The following is a 17,114-nucleotide window of genomic DNA, read 5'->3' on the forward strand; positions in this document are numbered from 1 at the left end:
TCAGTTCACCATCGCCATTTTTTCGCCAGTCGTCACCTCGATGCGAGCGCCAGCATCGGCGTCGATCGCTTCGACCGACCAGCCGTGCTGGTCGGCGATCTCGGCGACGATCGAGAGACCGAACCCGGTGCCGTCGCGGCTAGTCGTGTAGCCGTCGTCGAACACCGCGTCGACGTCCGCGTCGACGAATCCGGGACCGTCGTCGCTCACGGCGAACCCGCGCCCGTCCGGGAGCGATTCGACCGACACGGTGACCCCGTCGCCGCCGTGTTCGACCGAGTTGCGAAAGAGGTTCTCGAACAACTGGGACAGTCGGTCACGGTCGGCGTCGAGGAATAGTTCGTCGACCGAGACGACGAGCGTCGAGTCAGCCGTGTCGACGTGAGTCCACGCGGACTCGGCGACCTCCCCGTTGTCGACGCGCTCGACGTCGAGGCCCTCGTCCAGGCGCGCGAGGGAAAGGAGGTCTTCGATGAGCCGCTCCATCCGCTCGTGCGACCGCTCGATCGCCTCGAAGTGTTCCGCTTTGCCGTCCCGGCGGGCGAGTTCGAGCCGCCCCGACGCCACCTGCAGCGGGTTCCGGAGGTCGTGGGAGACAACGCCGGCGAACCGATCGAGCTGTTCGTTCCGCCGCTCGAGTTCGAGTTCGCGCTCTCGCTGTTCGGTCAGGTCGACCACGAGGAGCGCGTATCCGACGACCTCGTCGCGCCGGTCGATGAGCGGGGAACTCTGGGCTCTGAAGTACCTGTCGTCTACCTGGGACTCCCAGCTCTCGCTCGTTCGGCCGGCGGTGACAGCTTCGTAGGCCGTTTTCAAAGTGGGACGCTCCGAGACGAGTTCCGGGATCGAGGCGCCGATGACCCCCTCTTTCGACACGTCGAACAGTTCGCTGGCGCTGTCGTTGATGTCCACGACGCGATCGCCGGTGTCGACGACGATCACCCCGGTATCGATGTCGTCGAGGATGATCTCCGTCGCGATCGGCGTGACGTTGAGGAGCCCCTCCCGTGCGACGGCCCAGGTGAACGCGACACCGGTGACCGTGAACACGATCGGCGTCAAGTCGAGCTGGAGGTGCAGCGCCAGGGAGACGGCGTTCGCCGTCAAGGGGACGAACGTGGCGAAGGACACCGCCGCGACCTGTCGCTTGTACATGTATCGCGACCGGAAGACGAAGATGACGACGAGGAATATCGCGATCACCAGCAGGGAATACGAGTACACCGTGTGTGCGATGAACGCCGGCCCGTAGTTCTTCGTCAGGCCACTCGCGCCGGTGCTTCCGGGTTCGAGCGCCACGTACATCAGGCCGTGTGCCTCGTTGGTCCAGATGAGCGCGGTGGTGGCGACGGGTTCGATAGCCAGGAGAGCCAGCGTCTCGCGTCGGACGTACGATTCGTGGCCGGTGTACTGGAGCGCGAAGACGAAAAACGCGGCGGTGAGGACGACGACCGCGGTGATGACGATCTTGCTGGTTACGACTGCGATCTCGGTACCCGGCGCGAGCGTCCCCACGAGCGTGCTCACCGCCCACGTCGCATGTGCGCCGAGGGTGATAGCGAGCGCTACGCCGCCGCGTGCTCCGCGGTTCCGCCACGCGATCGCGGCCGAGAGTCCGGACACCACGCTCGAAACGACGAGTCCGACCTGGTAGATGCCCAACCACCCGACCATGTACAGGAGATCCCCGTACTGTTCTTTAACACCTCTGGGCCGATTATCAGATCGTATTTCTCCGCTGGCCCGCACGGACGCTGTCCCGGACACCGTGGCGGGCCAGCGGTGGGACCAGCCCGGATCGGTCCATTTACTCCGGCCTCCGTTCTATCGCGGGGTATGCCGCGACCCAAAGACGACTTCGACGACCTGCGCCCGCTGGCGTTTCGAGAGCCCGCGGAAGTGCTCGACGCCGACGAGATGTACACGATCTACGAGGTGGGCCGCCTGCTCCAGGGAGTCGACCCCGAGGAACAACTGGACATCGAGACGGAGAACGTCCTGCTCGACTGGGCCATCCCGTGGATGATGACCCACAGCGACAAATTCGTCTTCGCCGAGCCCGAGGCCGACAACGACCCCGGCTACTACGGGCTGGCGCCGGGCGTCGACGCGGCCGACAGCGCCGAGCAATGAGGATCCTCGTCGCCGGCGGCGCCCGCGTCGACGCCGGGAAGACGACGTTCTCGACCGGCCTGGTCGCGCGGACCGACGCGGTCGGGTACAAGCCCCGCGCCGGGAACGACTACTGGTTCGACCACGACGATTTCCGCACCGCGACGGCCGACGGGCGCCTCTACGGCAAGGACGCCCGGAAGCTCGCCGCGGCGAGCGACGTCCCGGTCGAACCCGAGGACGTCAATCCCGTCCACCGGCTCTGGCGACCGTCGCCGGGGAGCGCGAGCGGACTGCTCGGCAGAGACGACCGCGAGTTCCTGGTCGACCGCGTCGGGGACGGGTACGTGGTCAACGGGACGGTCGACATCCCCCGGGCGGTCCGCGACGCGCTCCCGCTCGCCGACGCGCCGCGGGTCTCGTCGATCGCCGAGTTCAACGACTGCATGGCCGAGCGCCACCTGCCCGCCCAGCGCGCGCTCTGCGACGAGGTCGCGGCGGCAGACAGGGCCGTCGTCGAGTCGTACGCCGACGTCGCCCGACCGTTCCGGGCCATCGACCCCGACGCGGTCGCCGTGGTCGAGCCCGGACGCGTCCGCGTCTACGACGGCGACCGCTACGGGAAGGGCTGCGCCGTCGCCAGCGGCGGGCCCGACGCGGGCCAGCTGGAAGAGCGAGTCGGCGACGTGACCGACCTGGTCGACCCGGCGACCGAGGCGCCACTGCCGCCGCTGTCCGCCGACGCGCGGGCGGACCCGAAGTCGGTCGCCGACGCGTACGACCACGCCTACGACGCGGTGCTCGCGACGGCGTTCGAGTGAGCGGGCCCGCAGGCCATACCCGTCCGCGGCCCCTATTCGACCCGTGGTCAACGCGTTCTGGCTGGACCGGAATCTCCGGCAGGCCGTCGCCTGGCTCGTCGACAGGCACGTGACCAGTAGCGTCTTCGAGTGTTCCATGGTGCTGACGACGGCGGTCCAGTTGCGCGGGTACGAGGGTGACCTGTCGTTCACGCACTCGGACCATCCGCTGACGCGGTGGGCCGCCGAGTCGTTCGAGAACTGGCAGTACCTGCGCGCCTACACCGACGCGGCCCACGAGGAGTGGCGCTACCGCTGGGACCACTCGCCGGAAGAGTCCCACGGGTCGTGGGATCAGGTCGCCGGGCTCGACACGGACGTCGTCCGGGAACTCGACTGGCCCTCGAACGACCTGTCCGATCCGCCCCAGCTCACCGGCGACTGGGCGGCCGAGGACTACGTCGACGCCTATCGCTACTACTACGCGAACGACAAACGCCACCTCTTTTCGTGGGCGAAAGACCGGTCCGAGCCGCCGTGGATCGACGAATACACCGTCGACGACGCGGACGTGAGTGGACGAGCGTGAGCGGACTCGGCCAGCGGCTCGGAGGGACGCTCGGCCAGCCGACTCGGAACCGGCGAACTCGGCCGTCGACTCAGAACTGGGCTGCGCGGAGCGCAGTCTCGACGTGCTCGTAGGGATTCCCGGTGACGCTCTGGCCGTGGCCGGTGTGCATCTCGGCGAGGCTCGGCGAGACGGTGTCGAGGACGTACTCGATGCTGTCGATCAGGACGCCGCGGTCGCCCTCGGCCAGGTCGGTCCGGCCGAAACTCCCGTTGGCGAACACGAGGTCGCCCGCGAAGAGGACCTCCGGGTCGGCGGCGTAGAAACAGAGGTGGTCGTCCTTGTGGCCGGGCGTGTGCAGCGCCTCGTAGCTGTGGTCGCCGAAGCGGACTTCTTCGCCGTCGGCGATCGCGCGGTCGACGAGCTCGTGGTCGGGGTCGAACCCCCAGACGTCGACGTCGAACGCGTCGGCGACGGCGGCGGTGTTGCCCACGTGGTCCGGGTGCGTGTGCGTCAGGACGACGGCGTCGAGCGCGGCGTCGCGCTCGCGCAGTTCGGCGACGGCGTCGAACTCGCTGCCCGCGTCGACCAGGACGGTGCGGTCGCCGGTGACGAGGAAGGCGTTGCTGGTGAACCCCTGCTGTCCCTCGGCGACGTTGGTGATCATGCGTTCCTGTTGGCCTGGCGGGCGTTAGAGCGTATCGTTTCTTGGCGAGAGAGCTGGTCGGGACCGCGGCCGAGAGAGGCCGTCGAGCGGGGCGTGGAGGGGCGAACAGCGGGCCGTTCGTCAGGCCGCGTATCCGCCGAAAACCGGACGCTCTCTGGCGTCTCGGCCGGGGCGAGGACCCACAGGGCTATGTGTGATGAACAACAACGACGCCGTAGAGAGCAGATGAAAGGATCGGACACGCCAGTCGTACTCATCGTCGAGGACGAGCCCGACGTCGCGGAGACGTACAACCTTTGGCTCGCCGACGAGTACGAGGTCAGAATGGCCCAGAGTGGGGACGAGGGGCTGGCGGAACTTGACGACGACGTGGACGTGGTGCTCTTGGACCGGATGATGCCCGGTCTCTCGGGCGACGAGGTGTTACAGCGCATCCGCGACAGAGGTCTGGAGTGCCGAGTCGCGATGGTCACCGCGGTCGAACCGGACTTCGACATCCTCGAGATGGGTTTCGACGCCTACCTCTGCAAGCCCATTCGAAGCGAACAACTCCACGACACGGTGGAGAACCTGCTGGAGCGCTCCGAGTACGACGACCTGCTCCAGGAGTACTACTCGCTGGTCGAGACGCAGGCGACGCTGGAGGCGACCAAGAGCAGCGCCGAACTCGCCGACAACGAGGAGTACGCTCAGTTGCAGGAACGGATCGACGGGCTCCGAGACGACCTGGGGGACGCGCTCGGCGGCATCGAAGGGGACGAGGACTTCATCGCGACGCTACGGGGGTTGAGCGATGGCGAGGAGTAGCGACTCCGGGACGGCCTACGACCTGACCGACGTGCTGGAGTTCGAGGCCCTCGAATCGGTCCGCCCGGGATCGAACATCCTCGTCTCCGGCCCCGCGATGAGCGGCAAGGAGGACCTCGCGCTGTCGGTGCTCGCCGACGGCGCCGCGGATGGACAGGGCACCCTCGTCGTCACGACCGGCGACCGGGCCGAGGACGTCCTCGAAGACTTCCTCGGCCGCGTCCCCGACGCCGACCCCTCGACCGTCAGCGTCGTCGACTGCCGCGGGGACGGTAGCCGTCGCGGCGAAGCCACCGCCTCGGGGAGTTACGTCTACCACGTCTCCTCGCCCGGCGACCTCACCGGCATCGGCATCGGGATCACCGAGTGCCTGGAGTACCTCCACAACAACGGCGCCGAGAGCGGCCGCTTCGCGCTCACATCGCTGTCCACGATGCTCACCTACACCGATCGAAAGACCGTCTTCAAGTTCTGCCACGTCCTCTCCTCGCGGTTCGACTCGGCCGGGTACCTCGGGCTGTTCACGATCGATTCGAGCGCGCACGACGACCAGACACTGCAGGTCATCAAACAGGCCTTCGACGGCATGATCGAGATCCGCGAGGAAGACGGCCGCCGCGAGGCCCGCGTCCTGGGTCTCGCCGGCCAGCCTACCGAGTGGCGCGAGTTCTGATCCGACCGCACCGCTCCGCGTCGTCCGTCTCTGTCCGCACGTTCTGTTTCGCCCGTTCCTGTCCGCTCCTTCCGTCGCCGACTCCGTCCCAGTTCTCCGAACGCTCCCCGTGCCCGGTCCCCGATCATCGAGTCCCCGATCACTCAGTCCTTGATTCCCCAGTCCCCGACAGTCCAAGTTCCCGGCAACCCCGTCCCCGGCCCTCACCTCCCGGTCCCCGACCACCCGATCCCCGGCAGTCCACGTTCCAGCCGCCGCTCTCAGCCGCGGTCCGCGATCCGTTCGAGGCGTATTGGGATCACCCCTTACCGTACAATAATCAGAGTTGATCCCGGACGTACAATCGATACTATCATCTTAAACTTCCCTTATGGACAACGTTTATCCGTCAATCTCGCCGATCGTCTACTGCGAAGTTCGGGCGTGCGAGCGCCCGACTGGACACGAACGAGTACCGCTCCGGGCGCCTGGACCCGGAACAGGCCGTGAGGTATCGTCCGCGAACTAACCACTGCCAGCCACCAACGCCACACTGCACTCTGTGGTGCTGTCATCGGACACGCTACTCGGCCCCGAGTAGTGCGATCCCGCATTCTGCTTCGGGCGGGCGGCGGTCGCCGCGACCGCCCATTCCGTCCGTCCGTTTCACCCTCGCCCAGCGAAAGCAGGGCTTTAATCCGGGGAGACGCGTAGGCGTCGGCCATGGGAACGAGCGACCGGCCGGAGTCCGACCCCGCGCGGGACCCGCGGGCGGACTACGACTACGCGGCCGACGCGGTGGCGCGACCGGGACTGGTCGCCGACCTCCGGGACAGGGTCGCGGGCGAGGTCCGGTTCGACGACTACTCGCGACAGCTCTACGCGACCGACGCGAGCTACTACGAGGTGACGCCCGTCGGCGTGGTCTATCCGCAGTCGACTGCCGACGTGGCCGCCGTCGTCTCCTACTGCGCCGAGCGGTCGATCCCGGTCCTCCCCCGGGGCGGCGGCACGTCGCTGGCGGGCCAGGCCGTCAACGAGGCCGTCGTCCTCGACTTCACGCGACACATGGACGCAGTGCTGACGGTCGACCCCGACGAGCGACTCGCCAGTGCCGAACCCGGGGCCATCCTCGGCGAATTGAACGCTGAACTGGCACCCCACGGGCTGAAGTTCGCGCCCGATCCGGCGTGGGGCGACAAGTCCGCGCTCGGCGGTGCCATCGGCAACAACTCGACCGGCGCCCACTCGCTGCAGTACGGGAAGACCGACGCCTACGTCGAGGAGTGCGAGGTCGTGCTCGCCGACGGGACGGTCACGCGCTTCGGCGAGGTGACGCTGGCCGAACTGCGAGACCGGGCAGATAGCGCGGCGCCGAGCGCCGCAGACAGTGCGAGCGGCGAAGCCGCGAGCGAGGACTGCGACCTCGAAGCCCGCATCTACGCCGAACTCGCGCGGATCGTCGACGAGGAGATAGAGAGCGTCGAGGCGGCGTTCCCCGAACTGAAGCGCAACGTCTCGGGGTACAACCTCGACGCGTTCGTCGCCGAGGCCCGGGAGGCGCTGGACGCCCAGAGCGAAGACGGCGAACACGCCACCGTCAACGTCGCCCGCCTGCTCGCCGGGAGCGAGGGCACCCTGGCCATCGTCACCGAGGCGACCGTCTCGCTCGAACCGGTCCCCGAGACGAAGGGGCTGGCGCTTCTGACCTACGAGACGCTGCTCGAAGCGCTCGAAGACGTCCAGCCGATCCTCGAACACGACCCCGCGGCCGTCGAGGTGCTCGACGGCGTCCTCCTGGACCTCGCCGAGGAGACCGAGGAGTTCGGGGACCTCGTCGACTCCGTCCTCCCCGAGGGGACCGGCTCTGTCCTCCTCGTCGAGTTCTACGCCGAGTCCGACGAGGAGGGGAAACAGCGCGTGGCCGACCTGATCGCCGACCGACTGGGCGAGACGGGCGGGAGCGGAACGGCCGTCGACGCGGTCGACGCGGACGCCGGACGCGCGGCGACCGAGGTCGAACCCGCGGAAGACGCCGCCGAGACGACCGAGGCCCCGATCAGAGCGTTCGGTGCCCGCGAGGCTCACGGGGCCGCCGAGCGCGCGCGGTTCTGGAAGCTCCGCAAGAGCGGCCTGCCCATCCTGCTCTCGCGGACCACCGACGACAAACACGGTAGTTTCATCGAGGACACGGCCGTCCCGCCCGAGAACCTCCCCGAGTTCGTCGCGGACTTCCAGGCCGTCCTCGAAGCCCACGACACCTACGCGAGCTTCTACGCGCACGCGGGGCCCGGCTGTCTGCACATCCGCCCGCTGATCAACACGAAGACGGTCGAGGGCGTCGAGACGATGGAATCGATCGCCGACGAGGTGACGGATCTCGTCGTCGAGTACGGCGGGAGCGTCTCCGGCGAACACGGCGACGGCCGCGCGCGCACTCAGTGGAACCGGAAGCTGTACGGCGAAGAGGTCTGGGACCGCTTCCGTGACCTGAAGGCGACGTTCGACCCGGACTGGCTGTTGAATCCCGGGCAGGTTGTCGGCGTCGACGCCGCGGCGGTCGCGGCCGGCGAGGCGCCCGAGCGCGCCCGCACGGTCGACATGACGGAGAACCTGCGGTTCGACCCCGAGTACGCGTTCGACGCGACCTTCGAGCCGACGCTGGAGTGGGACAACGACAACGGGATGCAGGGGATGGTCGAGCTCTGCCACGGCTGCGGCGGCTGTCGCGGCGGCCAGGAGACCACCGGCGGCGTGATGTGCCCGACCTACCGCGCGGCCGACGAGGAGGTCACGGCGACCCGCGGCAGAGCGAACATGCTTAGGCAGGCGATGAGTGGCGACCTCCCCGACGACCCGACGGACGAGGAGTTCGTGAGCGAAGTGATGGACCTGTGCATCGGCTGCAAGGGCTGTGCCAGGGACTGCCCGAGCGAGGTCGACATGGCGAAGCTCAAGGCGGAGGTCGAACACGCCCACCACGAGGACCAGGGCACGTCGATACGCGAGCGGCTGTTCGCCAACGTCGACACGCTGAGCGCCCTCGGGAGCGCGACCGCGCCCGTCTCGAACTGGCTCCAGAAGCTCCCGGGGAGCGGCCTCGTCGCCGAACGCCTGCTCGGCATCGCGCGCGAGCGCCGGCTCCCGACGTTCGAGCGGGAGTCCTTCGTCGACTGGTTCGCCGGCCGCGAGGCGGCCGTTCCAGAGAACGAAGCCGAGCGGAAGGCGCTGGTCTTCCCCGACACCTACACCAACTACAGCCACCCTGATGCGGGGAAAGCGGCGGTGCGCGTCCTGGAAGCCGCGGGCGTCCACGTCGACGTTCCGGACGACGTGACCGCCAGCGGACGCGCCGCGCACTCGAAGGGATTTCTCGACACGTCCCGCGAGCGCGCGGAGCGGAACGTCGAGGCGCTCGCCCCCCGCCTGGCCGACGGCTGGGACCTGGTCGTCGTCGAGCCCTCCGACGCCGTGATGTTCCAGCACGACTACCTCGACCTCCTCTCGGGCGAAGCGGTCGAGACGGTCGCCGCGAACGCCTACGGCGTCTGCGAGTACGTCGACCGCAACCGCCTCGGCGAGTTCATCGAGTTCGACGCGCCCGCGGAGACGATCACCTATCACGGGCACTGCCACCAGAAGGCGACCAAGAAGGACCACCACGCCGTCGGCGTACTCCGCCGCGCCGGCTTCGCGGTCGACGCGCTCGATTCGGGGTGTTGCGGCATGGCCGGGAGCTTCGGCTACGAGGCCGAACACTACTCGATGAGCCGCGCGATCGGACGGATACTCTTCGACCAGGTCGACGAGAGCCCGGGCGAGACGGTTGTCGCTCCCGGCGCTTCCTGCCGATCGCAACTCGGCGACCGGGACGGCGTCGAGTCGGAAGACCGACCGCCGCATCCGGTCGAACGGCTCGCCGACGCCCTCGCGGACCAGCCGGATGGTGCGATGTGACGACTCTCTGTGTGTGGTGTGTTACCAACCACCACGTTGTCCCGCCAGGTTTTAATAGGGGCATCACCTCTCTCCAAACGCAATGGCGACCGGTACGGTAGACTTCTTCAACGACACTGGCGGTTACGGTTTCATCGACACTGACGACGCCGACGAGGACGTGTTCTTCCACATGGAGGACATCGGCGGTCCTGACCTCGAGGAGGGGCAGGAAGTCGAGTTCGACATCGTTCAGGCAGACAAAGGCCCGCGCGCCGAGAACCTGGAGCGACTCTAACCATGGCGAAAGGTAAGGTCGACTTCTTCAACGACACCGGCGGGTACGGCTTCATCGACACCGACGACGCGGACGAAGACGTCTTCTTCCACATGGAAGACGTCGGCGGCCCCGACCTCGAAGAGGGGCAGGAAGTCGAGTTCGACATCGAGCAGGCGGACAAGGGTCCGCGTGCCACCAACCTGGAGCGCCTCTAACGATGGCCAAAGGCAAAGTCGACTTCTTCAACGACACGGGCGGGTACGGCTTCATCGATACCGACGACGCCGACGAAGACGTGTTCTTCCACATGGAGGACGTCGGCGGTCCTGACCTCGAGGAGGGGCAGGAAGTCGAGTTCGACATCGAGCAGGCCGACAAAGGCCCGCGCGCGACGAACCTCGAGCGCCTGTAAGGCGACTCGACGACGGATTCTGCCGCATCCGCGGCACGTCCGTTTTCCACGACCAGCGACGGCACGGTCTTGCCGTCGACCCCGAGCGGTCCCGGGTCTCTCGGAGCGGTCCCGGGTCTCTCGGAGCGGTCCCGGGTCTCTCGGAGCGGTCCCGGGTCTCTCGGAGCGGTCCCGGGTCTCTCGGAGCGGTCCCGGGTCTCTCGGAGCGGTCCCGAATATCTTCGGCGAGCGGGCGCGTTCGCGGCAATTTTGGCGACTCCAGACCGTGGGACACAAGAGCCAGCGGCTCGCACTTCCGAGCAATGAGCGACGCCGACGCCGTCGACACGGACCTGTACCAGCGCGCGCAGGCACTCCTCGAACCCGGCGAGATCGAACTGGTCGGCCTGATCGTCCACACCGACATCTCGGGCGACCAGGAGCCGACGCTCCACGAGGCGACCCTGGAGATCGGCAACTACATCGCCGAGCACGCCGGTATCGAACCGACCGACACGTACGTCTACTCCGGCAACGACGACCCGGAGTTCGGCGTCAACCAGCACCAGGGGCTCACCCTCGACGGCGACGAGTTCGTCTGGGAGTGCCAGCAGCTCCTCCGCGAGGGCACCTTCGACGTCGTGTTCTACTACGAGGCCGACGTCGACCAGGACGGACTCGTCGAGACCGTCCGCGAGGCCGGCTACGACGTCGTCGGCGTTCGCCCCGACTGATCGGGCACCCCGTTGTCGACCGAGCAGTCACGTGCCGCCACCGCCACTGGCCAGCCGCGGCGGGCCGTCGGCAGTCGCCTCGGCGGGTCCGGGGGCGTGGCTGCAGCGTCACGGACGTCTCGGCAGCGTCACGGACTGGCGCGTTTTCCGTTCGTATCCAGCTAGCATTCCCAGGCGTTGCTACGCTTTCTCCCAGAACGTGGCACGCGCGACCGACCGGGATAAACGCCGGCCGTCCGCGGGTTCGATTGAAATCGCCGTCCGGCGGACAATTCGACGGGCCTTTCGATCGGTAGCCGAACGGTACCGGCCCCCGGCACTGCGTCTCGACGGCCAGCGGTCGAACGTATAGTCTCGTAATACCTTTGCGAGTGGACATCCGAGATACTGATAGCGGCCAAATTCTCATACTTCGAACAGTACTACCGATTTATCGGACCGCTCGCCGTCGGTTCGAACGCCCTTCCAGGGGGGAGGCAGGCAACAGATGCAAGTAAAGACCTTCAGCGGCGACATCTCGCCGGAAACTGAGGACGAACTGTTAGCGAAGCCGAACGTGCTGGCGGTGGGGCGCGGACCGAAGCGGACTGATGGCGACGTCCTCGACGAGGAGGCCGTCGTGGTGGTCGTGCGACGGAAGCTTCCGAAGTCGGAACTGGCCGACGACGACCTGGTCCCGGAGACCGTCGACGTGGACGAGGAGACGGTACAGACCGACGTAGTGGACGCGGGCGGTGAGTTCTACGCTCTCGCCCAGCAGTACGCGCCGGACGACCCGGTGACCCAACAGCCGAGCGAGGGCGGGATGCGACAGCCGATCCAGCGCCCCGACCGGCAGGAGTTCGTCGGCGAGGTCGGTCCGGCCCAGACACGCATGGACAGGTGGCGACCAGCGTCCGGCGGCGTGTCGATCGGGCATCCCGACGTCACGGCGGGGACGCTCGGTACCTCGCCGCTCTACACGAGCGACGACGAGACGGTCTTTCTGACGAACGCGCACGTCGCGGCGCCAGCGAACCGGTCGTCGGCCGGTGATACCATTCTCCAGCCGGGCCGTCACGACGGCGGAACGTCGCCCGACGACGCGATCGGCGAACTCCTCGAGTGGTCGGAGCTGAGCGAGGACGAGATCAACCGGACCGACAGCGCCCTCGTCCGAATCGAGGGGGACCTCGTCGAGAACGACGTCCTCGGGATCCCGGACCTCAACGGCTGGGCGAACGCGCGATACGGCGAGGTCCACGTCAAGAGCGGTCGGACGACCGGCGTGACGAGCGGCGAACTGATCGCTCGCGACCTCCGAGCGGAGATCAACTACGGCCACCCGTTCTCGGAGCCGCTCGAGTTCGAGGGACTCGACGTCTTCGGGGCGATGAGCAGCGGTGGCGACAGCGGGAGCGTCATCGGGACGCTCCGACCCGACGGGTTTTACGGCACGGACCTCCTGTTCGCGGGAAGCCCGAAGATCACCCTCGGCATTCCGATGGGAACCGTCCAGGACGAACACGGGATGCTCGAACCGATCACGGCCCAACAGGGCCAAGAGTCCGCTCCGGGCGGCGCTATCGGCGCCGGCCCGTCCGCGGGGCAGACCCAGCCGCCCCGTCCCGGTGGCTCGGTCGGCGAACAACTCGGGGGCTCGACGACCGGCCGCCCAATCGGTCAGGAGACGACGGCCGCACCGTCGCAGCAGGCCGCGGTCCAGGGCATCAGCGATCCCAAGGACCACTTCAGCGGATCGCTGGACCCCGGCCAGTACCAGCTCTGGTGGTCCGGACCGTGGGACCCGCGCTACTCCGTCGACTACTACGTGGACCCGCTCAACCCCGAGGGCCGCATCCAGAGTTCGGTCCACTCCGTCAAGATGGACTCGAACGGGCGGCTGTTCTACTACATCAACGTCAAGAACATCGCCGACGTCGCGACGCGATTCCGCGCTCGATACGTCTACCACTGGAAGTGACCGCCGATGCGAGTCACCATCACTATCGACGAACACGGCGAGGACGTATCGGTGCACAGCAGCCGAGACGAGCGCTCGCGGGCAGACGAGCGCTCGCGGGCGAACGACGAGGGGGATCTCGCCTCGCTCTCGGGCGATCGCCTCTCGGCCGGGCAGGCTGCCGCCGGTGCGACCGGATTCAATCCGGAGAATCTCCCGACGATCACGGTCGATCCCCAGGCTGCCGACAGGGCGCCCGGCGCGTCCACGGCGGACACGTCGATGGCGGAGGCGTCGGGGGCCGGCGGACCGATGGCCGCGCCCGCAGACGCTCGCGCGCCGCCCATCCGCGGCCGGACGTACCCGCTGATGCCGTCCCGCCGGGCCGTTCCCGACCGGAGTGACGTCTTCCTCGGGAACGAGGTCTGACCGGGGCCGCGACGGCCCCTCCGCGCCGTTTTTTCGCCGTGCCGAGCGGGACCCCGCCCACGGGCGACGCGAGCGGCGGACGATCCGGTCTCAGATCTCGGTGAGACAGTTGCCGCAGTAGGTCGCGTCACCCCAGTTCTCGGCGCCGCAGGACGGGCAGCGCACGCTGTCTCCGCTCGTCGCTCCGGAACTACCGTCTGACAGCTCGGACCCCGAACCGGTACGGCACCCAGACTGCATCTCGCCGTTTTCGACGCGCGCGATCAGTTCGTCGTGCGCGACGTAATCGATCAGTCGGAAGAGCGCGACGAAACACAGTCCCGGCAGGAAGATGAGGACCACCAGTCCGAGGAGCCACAGCACCTCCGAGACCATGGTTGACGTTAGCACTGCTCGCCAAATATGTTTCGGAGGATAGCGTCGCGTCCAGTCAGTCGTCGCTCATCCGGCTGCCGCCCGGGGGGAGGAATTCCTGGATCTGGTCGGGACTGGCGATCTTCCGGAGGAACGAGTCGTCTGCGAACCGCTTCTTGAACTCCCGATAGAGGCGCTTTCCGATGTCGTTTTGCGCGTAGCGGCCGGGTTCGACGCGGATCGCCGTCTCCGTCGCGGGCTCGATAGCGCTCGGCGGCCCGCCGATGACTCGCGTCTCGGGCTCGCAGGTGATCCCGACCGCGACGCCGACCTCCGTGTTCTCGTAGTACGTGCGGTCGCCGCGGATGGCGAACCCGCCTTTCTCCAGGAACTCGCCGCTCTCGGGGGTCTTCGACACCTGGTCCGGGCTCACCTCGTAGACGTCCCCGGCGAACTTGCCGTCCTTCCAGACCGAGGAGTACGAGACGGCGAACTGCGCGGCCTCGCGCTTGCTCGACTCCGGGATGTCGACGTCGCCGTCGTAGGACTCACTCGGTCCGGTGGCTTTCAGGATGGTCGCCGGGCCGCCGTGAGCCTGTGCGTGGAAGAACCGGTCGCCGCGGTCGAGGTACTTCTTGACCAGGTCCTCGTTGTCCTCGGCGTCGCGGCCACCGATGACGAGGAAGCCGTCGCTCGTGTGGAACCACCGGAAGTCCTCGTACCAGTGTTCGGACTGACGGACCGGGATCGACGGCTCGGACAGCCAGTCGACCTCCTCGTCTTCGTCCTCGTCGTCCGATTCGCCGTCCCCTCCCGCGCCGCCGTCCTCGCCCGCGTCGGCGGCCTCCCACTCGTCGCGCCGCGCCTCGATCTCCTCCAGTTCCTCGCGAGTCTGCGCGATAGCTTCCTCGGCGCCTTCCTTCTTGCCCTCGATGCGCTTGGCCTCCGTGTACAACCGGTCGGCGTTCTTCTCGACGCCCTCGTTCGCGTCCAGCGTGACTCGCTCGCCGTCGATCTCGACCGTCACGGTCCCCTCGCTCCCGTCGAGCGAGACGACCGCCTCGGCGGCTGAGATGCCCTGCTCGGCCCCCTCGGCGAAGCGCTCCTCGATGTCGTCCCAGGAGTGGTCGGCCGCCCGGGCCTCGCGGATCGTCGAGAGGATGTCGTCGACCAGGTCGTAGTTGGCGTAGAGCGCCTCGGCGTTCTCGCGCTCGCGGTCGGCCTGGGCCTCGAAGTCCTCGATCGCGCCTTTCTGCTGCTGGATGATCCGCTTGTGTTTCTCGATCTCCGACTCGAAGTCCGGTCGCTGACGGCCGCCGCCGGCGCTCTCGCCGCCCGAGTCGTCGCCCTCGTCGCTGGCGTACGTGAAGTAGTCGTCGAGCGCCTCGTTGAACGACTCGAAGGGCTCGCCGTAGCGCTGGTCGTACTCCGCCAGCGGGATCGGCGTCACGTCGACCCGGCGACCCTCGATCTCCCCCTCGTCGTCGGTCGGGTCATCCGCGTCGGGGTTCGAGAGTTCGTAGTAGACGCGCGGATCGAGGTCGCTGTCCGCCAGCCGGTCGGCCAGCCGCCGCATCGCGTCGTAGAGCGCGTGCAATTGTTCGTCGGTCGCTTCCTCGATGGGGACGTTGTAGTCGACGCCTGCGAGCGTGCAGAGTTCCTCGCCGTAGAGGCCGCCGAAGTTGAGTTGCGTCGCCAGCGTCCGCACGAGGTCGGAGTCCGAGTCGCGCATCCGCGCCGCGAAGGCGTCGTAGTCGACCCCGAGCGGGTTGAACCTCGCGCTCGGGAACTCGTACTGCGCGCCGGGCGCGACGGTCCGCGACTTCAGCCTGACCGTCTCCAGGCAATCGATCACCTCGCCGGTCCCGTCGAGGATAGCGACGTTGCCGTCGCCGAACAGCTCGGCGACCACGCGCGTCGTCTCCTCGTCGCGCTCGAACGTGAGTTCGAGGATGCGGTCGAACTCGTACTGCGAGACGTCGGTGAGTTCGGCGCCCTGCATTCGATTCCGCAGCATCATCGCGAAGTTCGGCGGCCGCTCGGGCGCCTCGGGGACGTGGTCCGGGTCGGCGACGTTGACCCGCTTGTTCTCCCCGACTTCCACGAGCAACTCGGTGCGACCGTGGTCGTAGTGGCGCATCCGGAACCGCAGCAGGTCCGCGTCGGGGTAGAGATACACCTTGCCGACCCCCGCGCCCTCGTAGACCGAGAGTTCACCGGCGAGCGCCGCGAGGTCGACGCTCGTCAGTTCCCGCTTTCTGTCCATACACGTTCGTCCGCCCTCGGGAGCAAAGGCCTGTCGCACCATCTTTTTCGCTCGGGGGTCGCCACAGCCGACCCCCCGTCTGCTCACGGGCGGCTTCGCCGCCCGTTCGCATGGTCCGAGGGACCTTCGGTCCCTCGCTAGCCAAAAACATGGGTGAAAAAGGCCGGTCGCTCCCTTCGGTCGCGACCGGTGAAAGGCCTCGCTTCGCTCGGCGTATGCCCGGCACAGCCATCTTTTTCATCGTCGGGTGTCCTCGTTCGCTTCGCTCCCGCGCTATTCGCATCGAGGCGCTCCTTGCGGACGCACCTCGCACCGCTCGCGCGATTGCCAGTGCTCAGTACGCATCTCGTCTTGAACGAAGCACGGCAGCGATCTGCTCGAAAGGCGCGCCCCAGAGACGAGGTCAGAGACGGGCCGCACATTCCAGAAGCTTGGTCCGGCCGTCTCTGATCAGCGGCGTCCCGTGGGCGACCGCGGCGACCTCGAACGGTGGGATCCGCTCGCCGAGTCGGCGAATGCTCTCGTCGATCTCTCGCATATCGTAGGAGTCGAACCAGATAGGCGGGGTCAGCCGCCCGTCGCTCTCCCAGACGAGGTCGCCGAGGAACGCGACGCCTGAGTCGTGGACGAACACCGTGTGCCCTGGGTTGTGCCCCGGCGTGTGGAACGCAGTGAAGCGGTCGATCTGCTCGCCGTCTTCGACGCCGCGGAGATCCATGTGGTCCGGGAGGGGGAACAACCGCCGCGCGGCTCTGTGGAACAGTCCCTTGTGGTGGACCAGTTTCGGGTGCTGTTCCCGGCGGGCGAGCGCCAGGTCGGCGGCACCGATGTAGACCGGTCCGTCGAAGTCTGCGTCGAGGGCGCGCAGACCGCCGGTGTGGTCCAGGTCGTAGTGCGTGAGGAAGACGCGGTCGATGTCCGCGACCTCGTAGCCAATCTCGTTCAGCTCCGACCCGAGCGACGGGCGGTTCCAGAACAGCCCCGGGTCGATCAGCGTGACCGTCCCGTCGTCGACGAGGTACCCGTTGGTCGACAGCGGTGGGAACAACCCGAGATCCAGCATCCACACCCCCTCCGCGAGTCGCGTCGGCATGTACGTCCCTAATTATCGATCGAGCGGGAAAACGGTACTGGCCGCGACCGGTTTCGGGACTCGTTGGCCGATCGCCTCCCGAG

General features: G+C 67.7%; 17 protein-coding genes. 12 read left to right on the forward strand and 5 right to left on the reverse strand.

Annotation, left to right across the window (positions count from 1 at the left end):
• Entirely contained in the window at positions 1 to 1,674 is a 1,674-nt protein-coding gene (locus tag ACMGFE_RS05150) for a sensor histidine kinase (protein ID WP_436924007.1), read from the reverse strand.
• Between the two features lie 162 nt (positions 1,675 to 1,836).
• Between ACMGFE_RS05150 and ACMGFE_RS05155 the strand changes: the two genes are divergently transcribed.
• Genes ACMGFE_RS05155 through ACMGFE_RS05165 form a run of 3 tightly spaced genes read left to right on the forward strand, consistent with a single transcriptional unit; the run spans position 1,837 to position 3,501 of the window.
• Complete coding sequence (locus ACMGFE_RS05155; protein WP_436924008.1) at positions 1,837 to 2,133, forward strand: DUF5827 family protein; 297 nt, start codon at positions 1,837 to 1,839, stop codon at positions 2,131 to 2,133.
• Positions 2,130 to 2,933, forward strand: coding sequence for an ATPase (locus tag ACMGFE_RS05160; RefSeq protein WP_436924009.1), 804 nt, complete (start codon positions 2,130 to 2,132; stop codon positions 2,931 to 2,933). Before ACMGFE_RS05155 ends, ACMGFE_RS05160 begins: the two co-directional genes overlap by 4 nt.
• 43 nt (positions 2,934 to 2,976) lie before the next feature.
• A complete protein-coding gene (locus tag ACMGFE_RS05165) occupies positions 2,977 to 3,501 on the forward strand; it encodes a hypothetical protein (RefSeq protein WP_436924010.1) in 525 nt (174 codons plus the stop codon).
• 70 nt (positions 3,502 to 3,571) lie between these two features.
• Here the strand turns inward: ACMGFE_RS05165 and ACMGFE_RS05170 are convergent, their stop codons facing one another.
• A complete protein-coding gene (locus tag ACMGFE_RS05170; RefSeq protein WP_436924011.1) occupies positions 3,572 to 4,147 on the reverse strand; it encodes an MBL fold metallo-hydrolase in 576 nt (191 codons plus the stop codon).
• Between the two features lie 225 nt (positions 4,148 to 4,372).
• On the opposite strand from ACMGFE_RS05170, the gene ACMGFE_RS05175 reads away from it, so the two are divergent.
• The 9 genes from ACMGFE_RS05175 to ACMGFE_RS05215 all read left to right on the forward strand — a co-directional run bounded on the left by ACMGFE_RS05175 (position 4,373) and on the right by ACMGFE_RS05215 (position 13,318).
• Positions 4,373 to 4,954 carry a HalX domain-containing protein gene (locus ACMGFE_RS05175; protein WP_436924012.1) on the forward strand — a complete coding sequence of 194 codons (582 nt, stop codon included), beginning with the start codon at positions 4,373 to 4,375 and terminating at the stop codon, positions 4,952 to 4,954.
• Complete coding sequence (locus ACMGFE_RS05180; RefSeq protein WP_436924013.1) at positions 4,941 to 5,627, forward strand: RAD55 family ATPase; 687 nt, start codon at positions 4,941 to 4,943, stop codon at positions 5,625 to 5,627. Before ACMGFE_RS05175 ends, ACMGFE_RS05180 begins: the two co-directional genes overlap by 14 nt.
• A gap of 702 nt (positions 5,628 to 6,329) precedes the next feature.
• The gene (locus ACMGFE_RS05185) at positions 6,330 to 9,563 is read left to right on the forward strand and encodes an FAD-binding and (Fe-S)-binding domain-containing protein (RefSeq protein ID WP_436924014.1); all 3,234 of its coding nucleotides are present in this window, start codon (positions 6,330 to 6,332) and stop codon (positions 9,561 to 9,563) included.
• 82 nt (positions 9,564 to 9,645) lie between these two features.
• Positions 9,646 to 9,840, forward strand: a complete 195-nt coding sequence (locus ACMGFE_RS05190) for a cold-shock protein (RefSeq protein WP_006883802.1) — start codon at positions 9,646 to 9,648, stop codon at positions 9,838 to 9,840.
• Between the two features lie 2 nt (positions 9,841 to 9,842).
• Positions 9,843 to 10,037: a cold-shock protein gene (locus tag ACMGFE_RS05195; RefSeq protein ID WP_123537499.1), complete on the forward strand. Its 195-nt coding sequence runs from the start codon at positions 9,843 to 9,845 to the stop codon at positions 10,035 to 10,037.
• A gap of 2 nt (positions 10,038 to 10,039) precedes the next feature.
• Positions 10,040 to 10,234 (forward strand): cold-shock protein, encoded by a 195-nt coding sequence (locus ACMGFE_RS05200; RefSeq protein ID WP_123537499.1) that lies wholly within the window; start codon positions 10,040 to 10,042, stop codon positions 10,232 to 10,234.
• 302 nt (positions 10,235 to 10,536) lie between these two features.
• Complete coding sequence (locus ACMGFE_RS05205; protein ID WP_436924015.1) at positions 10,537 to 10,947, forward strand: DUF5778 family protein; 411 nt, start codon at positions 10,537 to 10,539, stop codon at positions 10,945 to 10,947.
• Between the two features lie 487 nt (positions 10,948 to 11,434).
• On the forward strand, positions 11,435 to 12,910 hold the full coding sequence (locus ACMGFE_RS05210) for a chymotrypsin family serine protease (RefSeq protein ID WP_436924016.1): 1,476 nt from the start codon (positions 11,435 to 11,437) through the stop codon (positions 12,908 to 12,910).
• Between the two features lie 6 nt (positions 12,911 to 12,916).
• Positions 12,917 to 13,318, forward strand: a complete 402-nt coding sequence (locus ACMGFE_RS05215) for a hypothetical protein (protein ID WP_436924017.1) — start codon at positions 12,917 to 12,919, stop codon at positions 13,316 to 13,318.
• A 90-nt stretch (positions 13,319 to 13,408) separates the two neighbouring features.
• On the opposite strand, the gene ACMGFE_RS05220 is transcribed toward ACMGFE_RS05215, so the two are convergent.
• From ACMGFE_RS05220 to ACMGFE_RS05230, 3 genes are all read right to left on the reverse strand, one after another.
• Positions 13,409 to 13,693 (reverse strand): DUF7577 domain-containing protein, encoded by a 285-nt coding sequence (locus ACMGFE_RS05220; RefSeq protein WP_436924018.1) that lies wholly within the window; start codon positions 13,691 to 13,693, stop codon positions 13,409 to 13,411.
• A 55-nt stretch (positions 13,694 to 13,748) separates the two neighbouring features.
• Positions 13,749 to 15,938, reverse strand: a complete 2,190-nt coding sequence (rqcH, locus tag ACMGFE_RS05225; RefSeq protein WP_436924019.1) for a ribosome rescue protein RqcH — start codon at positions 15,936 to 15,938, stop codon at positions 13,749 to 13,751.
• A 403-nt stretch (positions 15,939 to 16,341) separates the two neighbouring features.
• Positions 16,342 to 17,031: an MBL fold metallo-hydrolase gene (locus ACMGFE_RS05230; protein WP_436924020.1), complete on the reverse strand. Its 690-nt coding sequence runs from the start codon at positions 17,029 to 17,031 to the stop codon at positions 16,342 to 16,344.
• Positions 17,032 to 17,114: the final 83 nt, after the last annotated feature.

It is taken from the genome of Halosimplex amylolyticum, assembly GCF_051414035.1.
GTDB classification, from domain to species: Archaea; Halobacteriota; Halobacteria; order Halobacteriales; family Haloarculaceae; genus Halosimplex; species Halosimplex amylolyticum.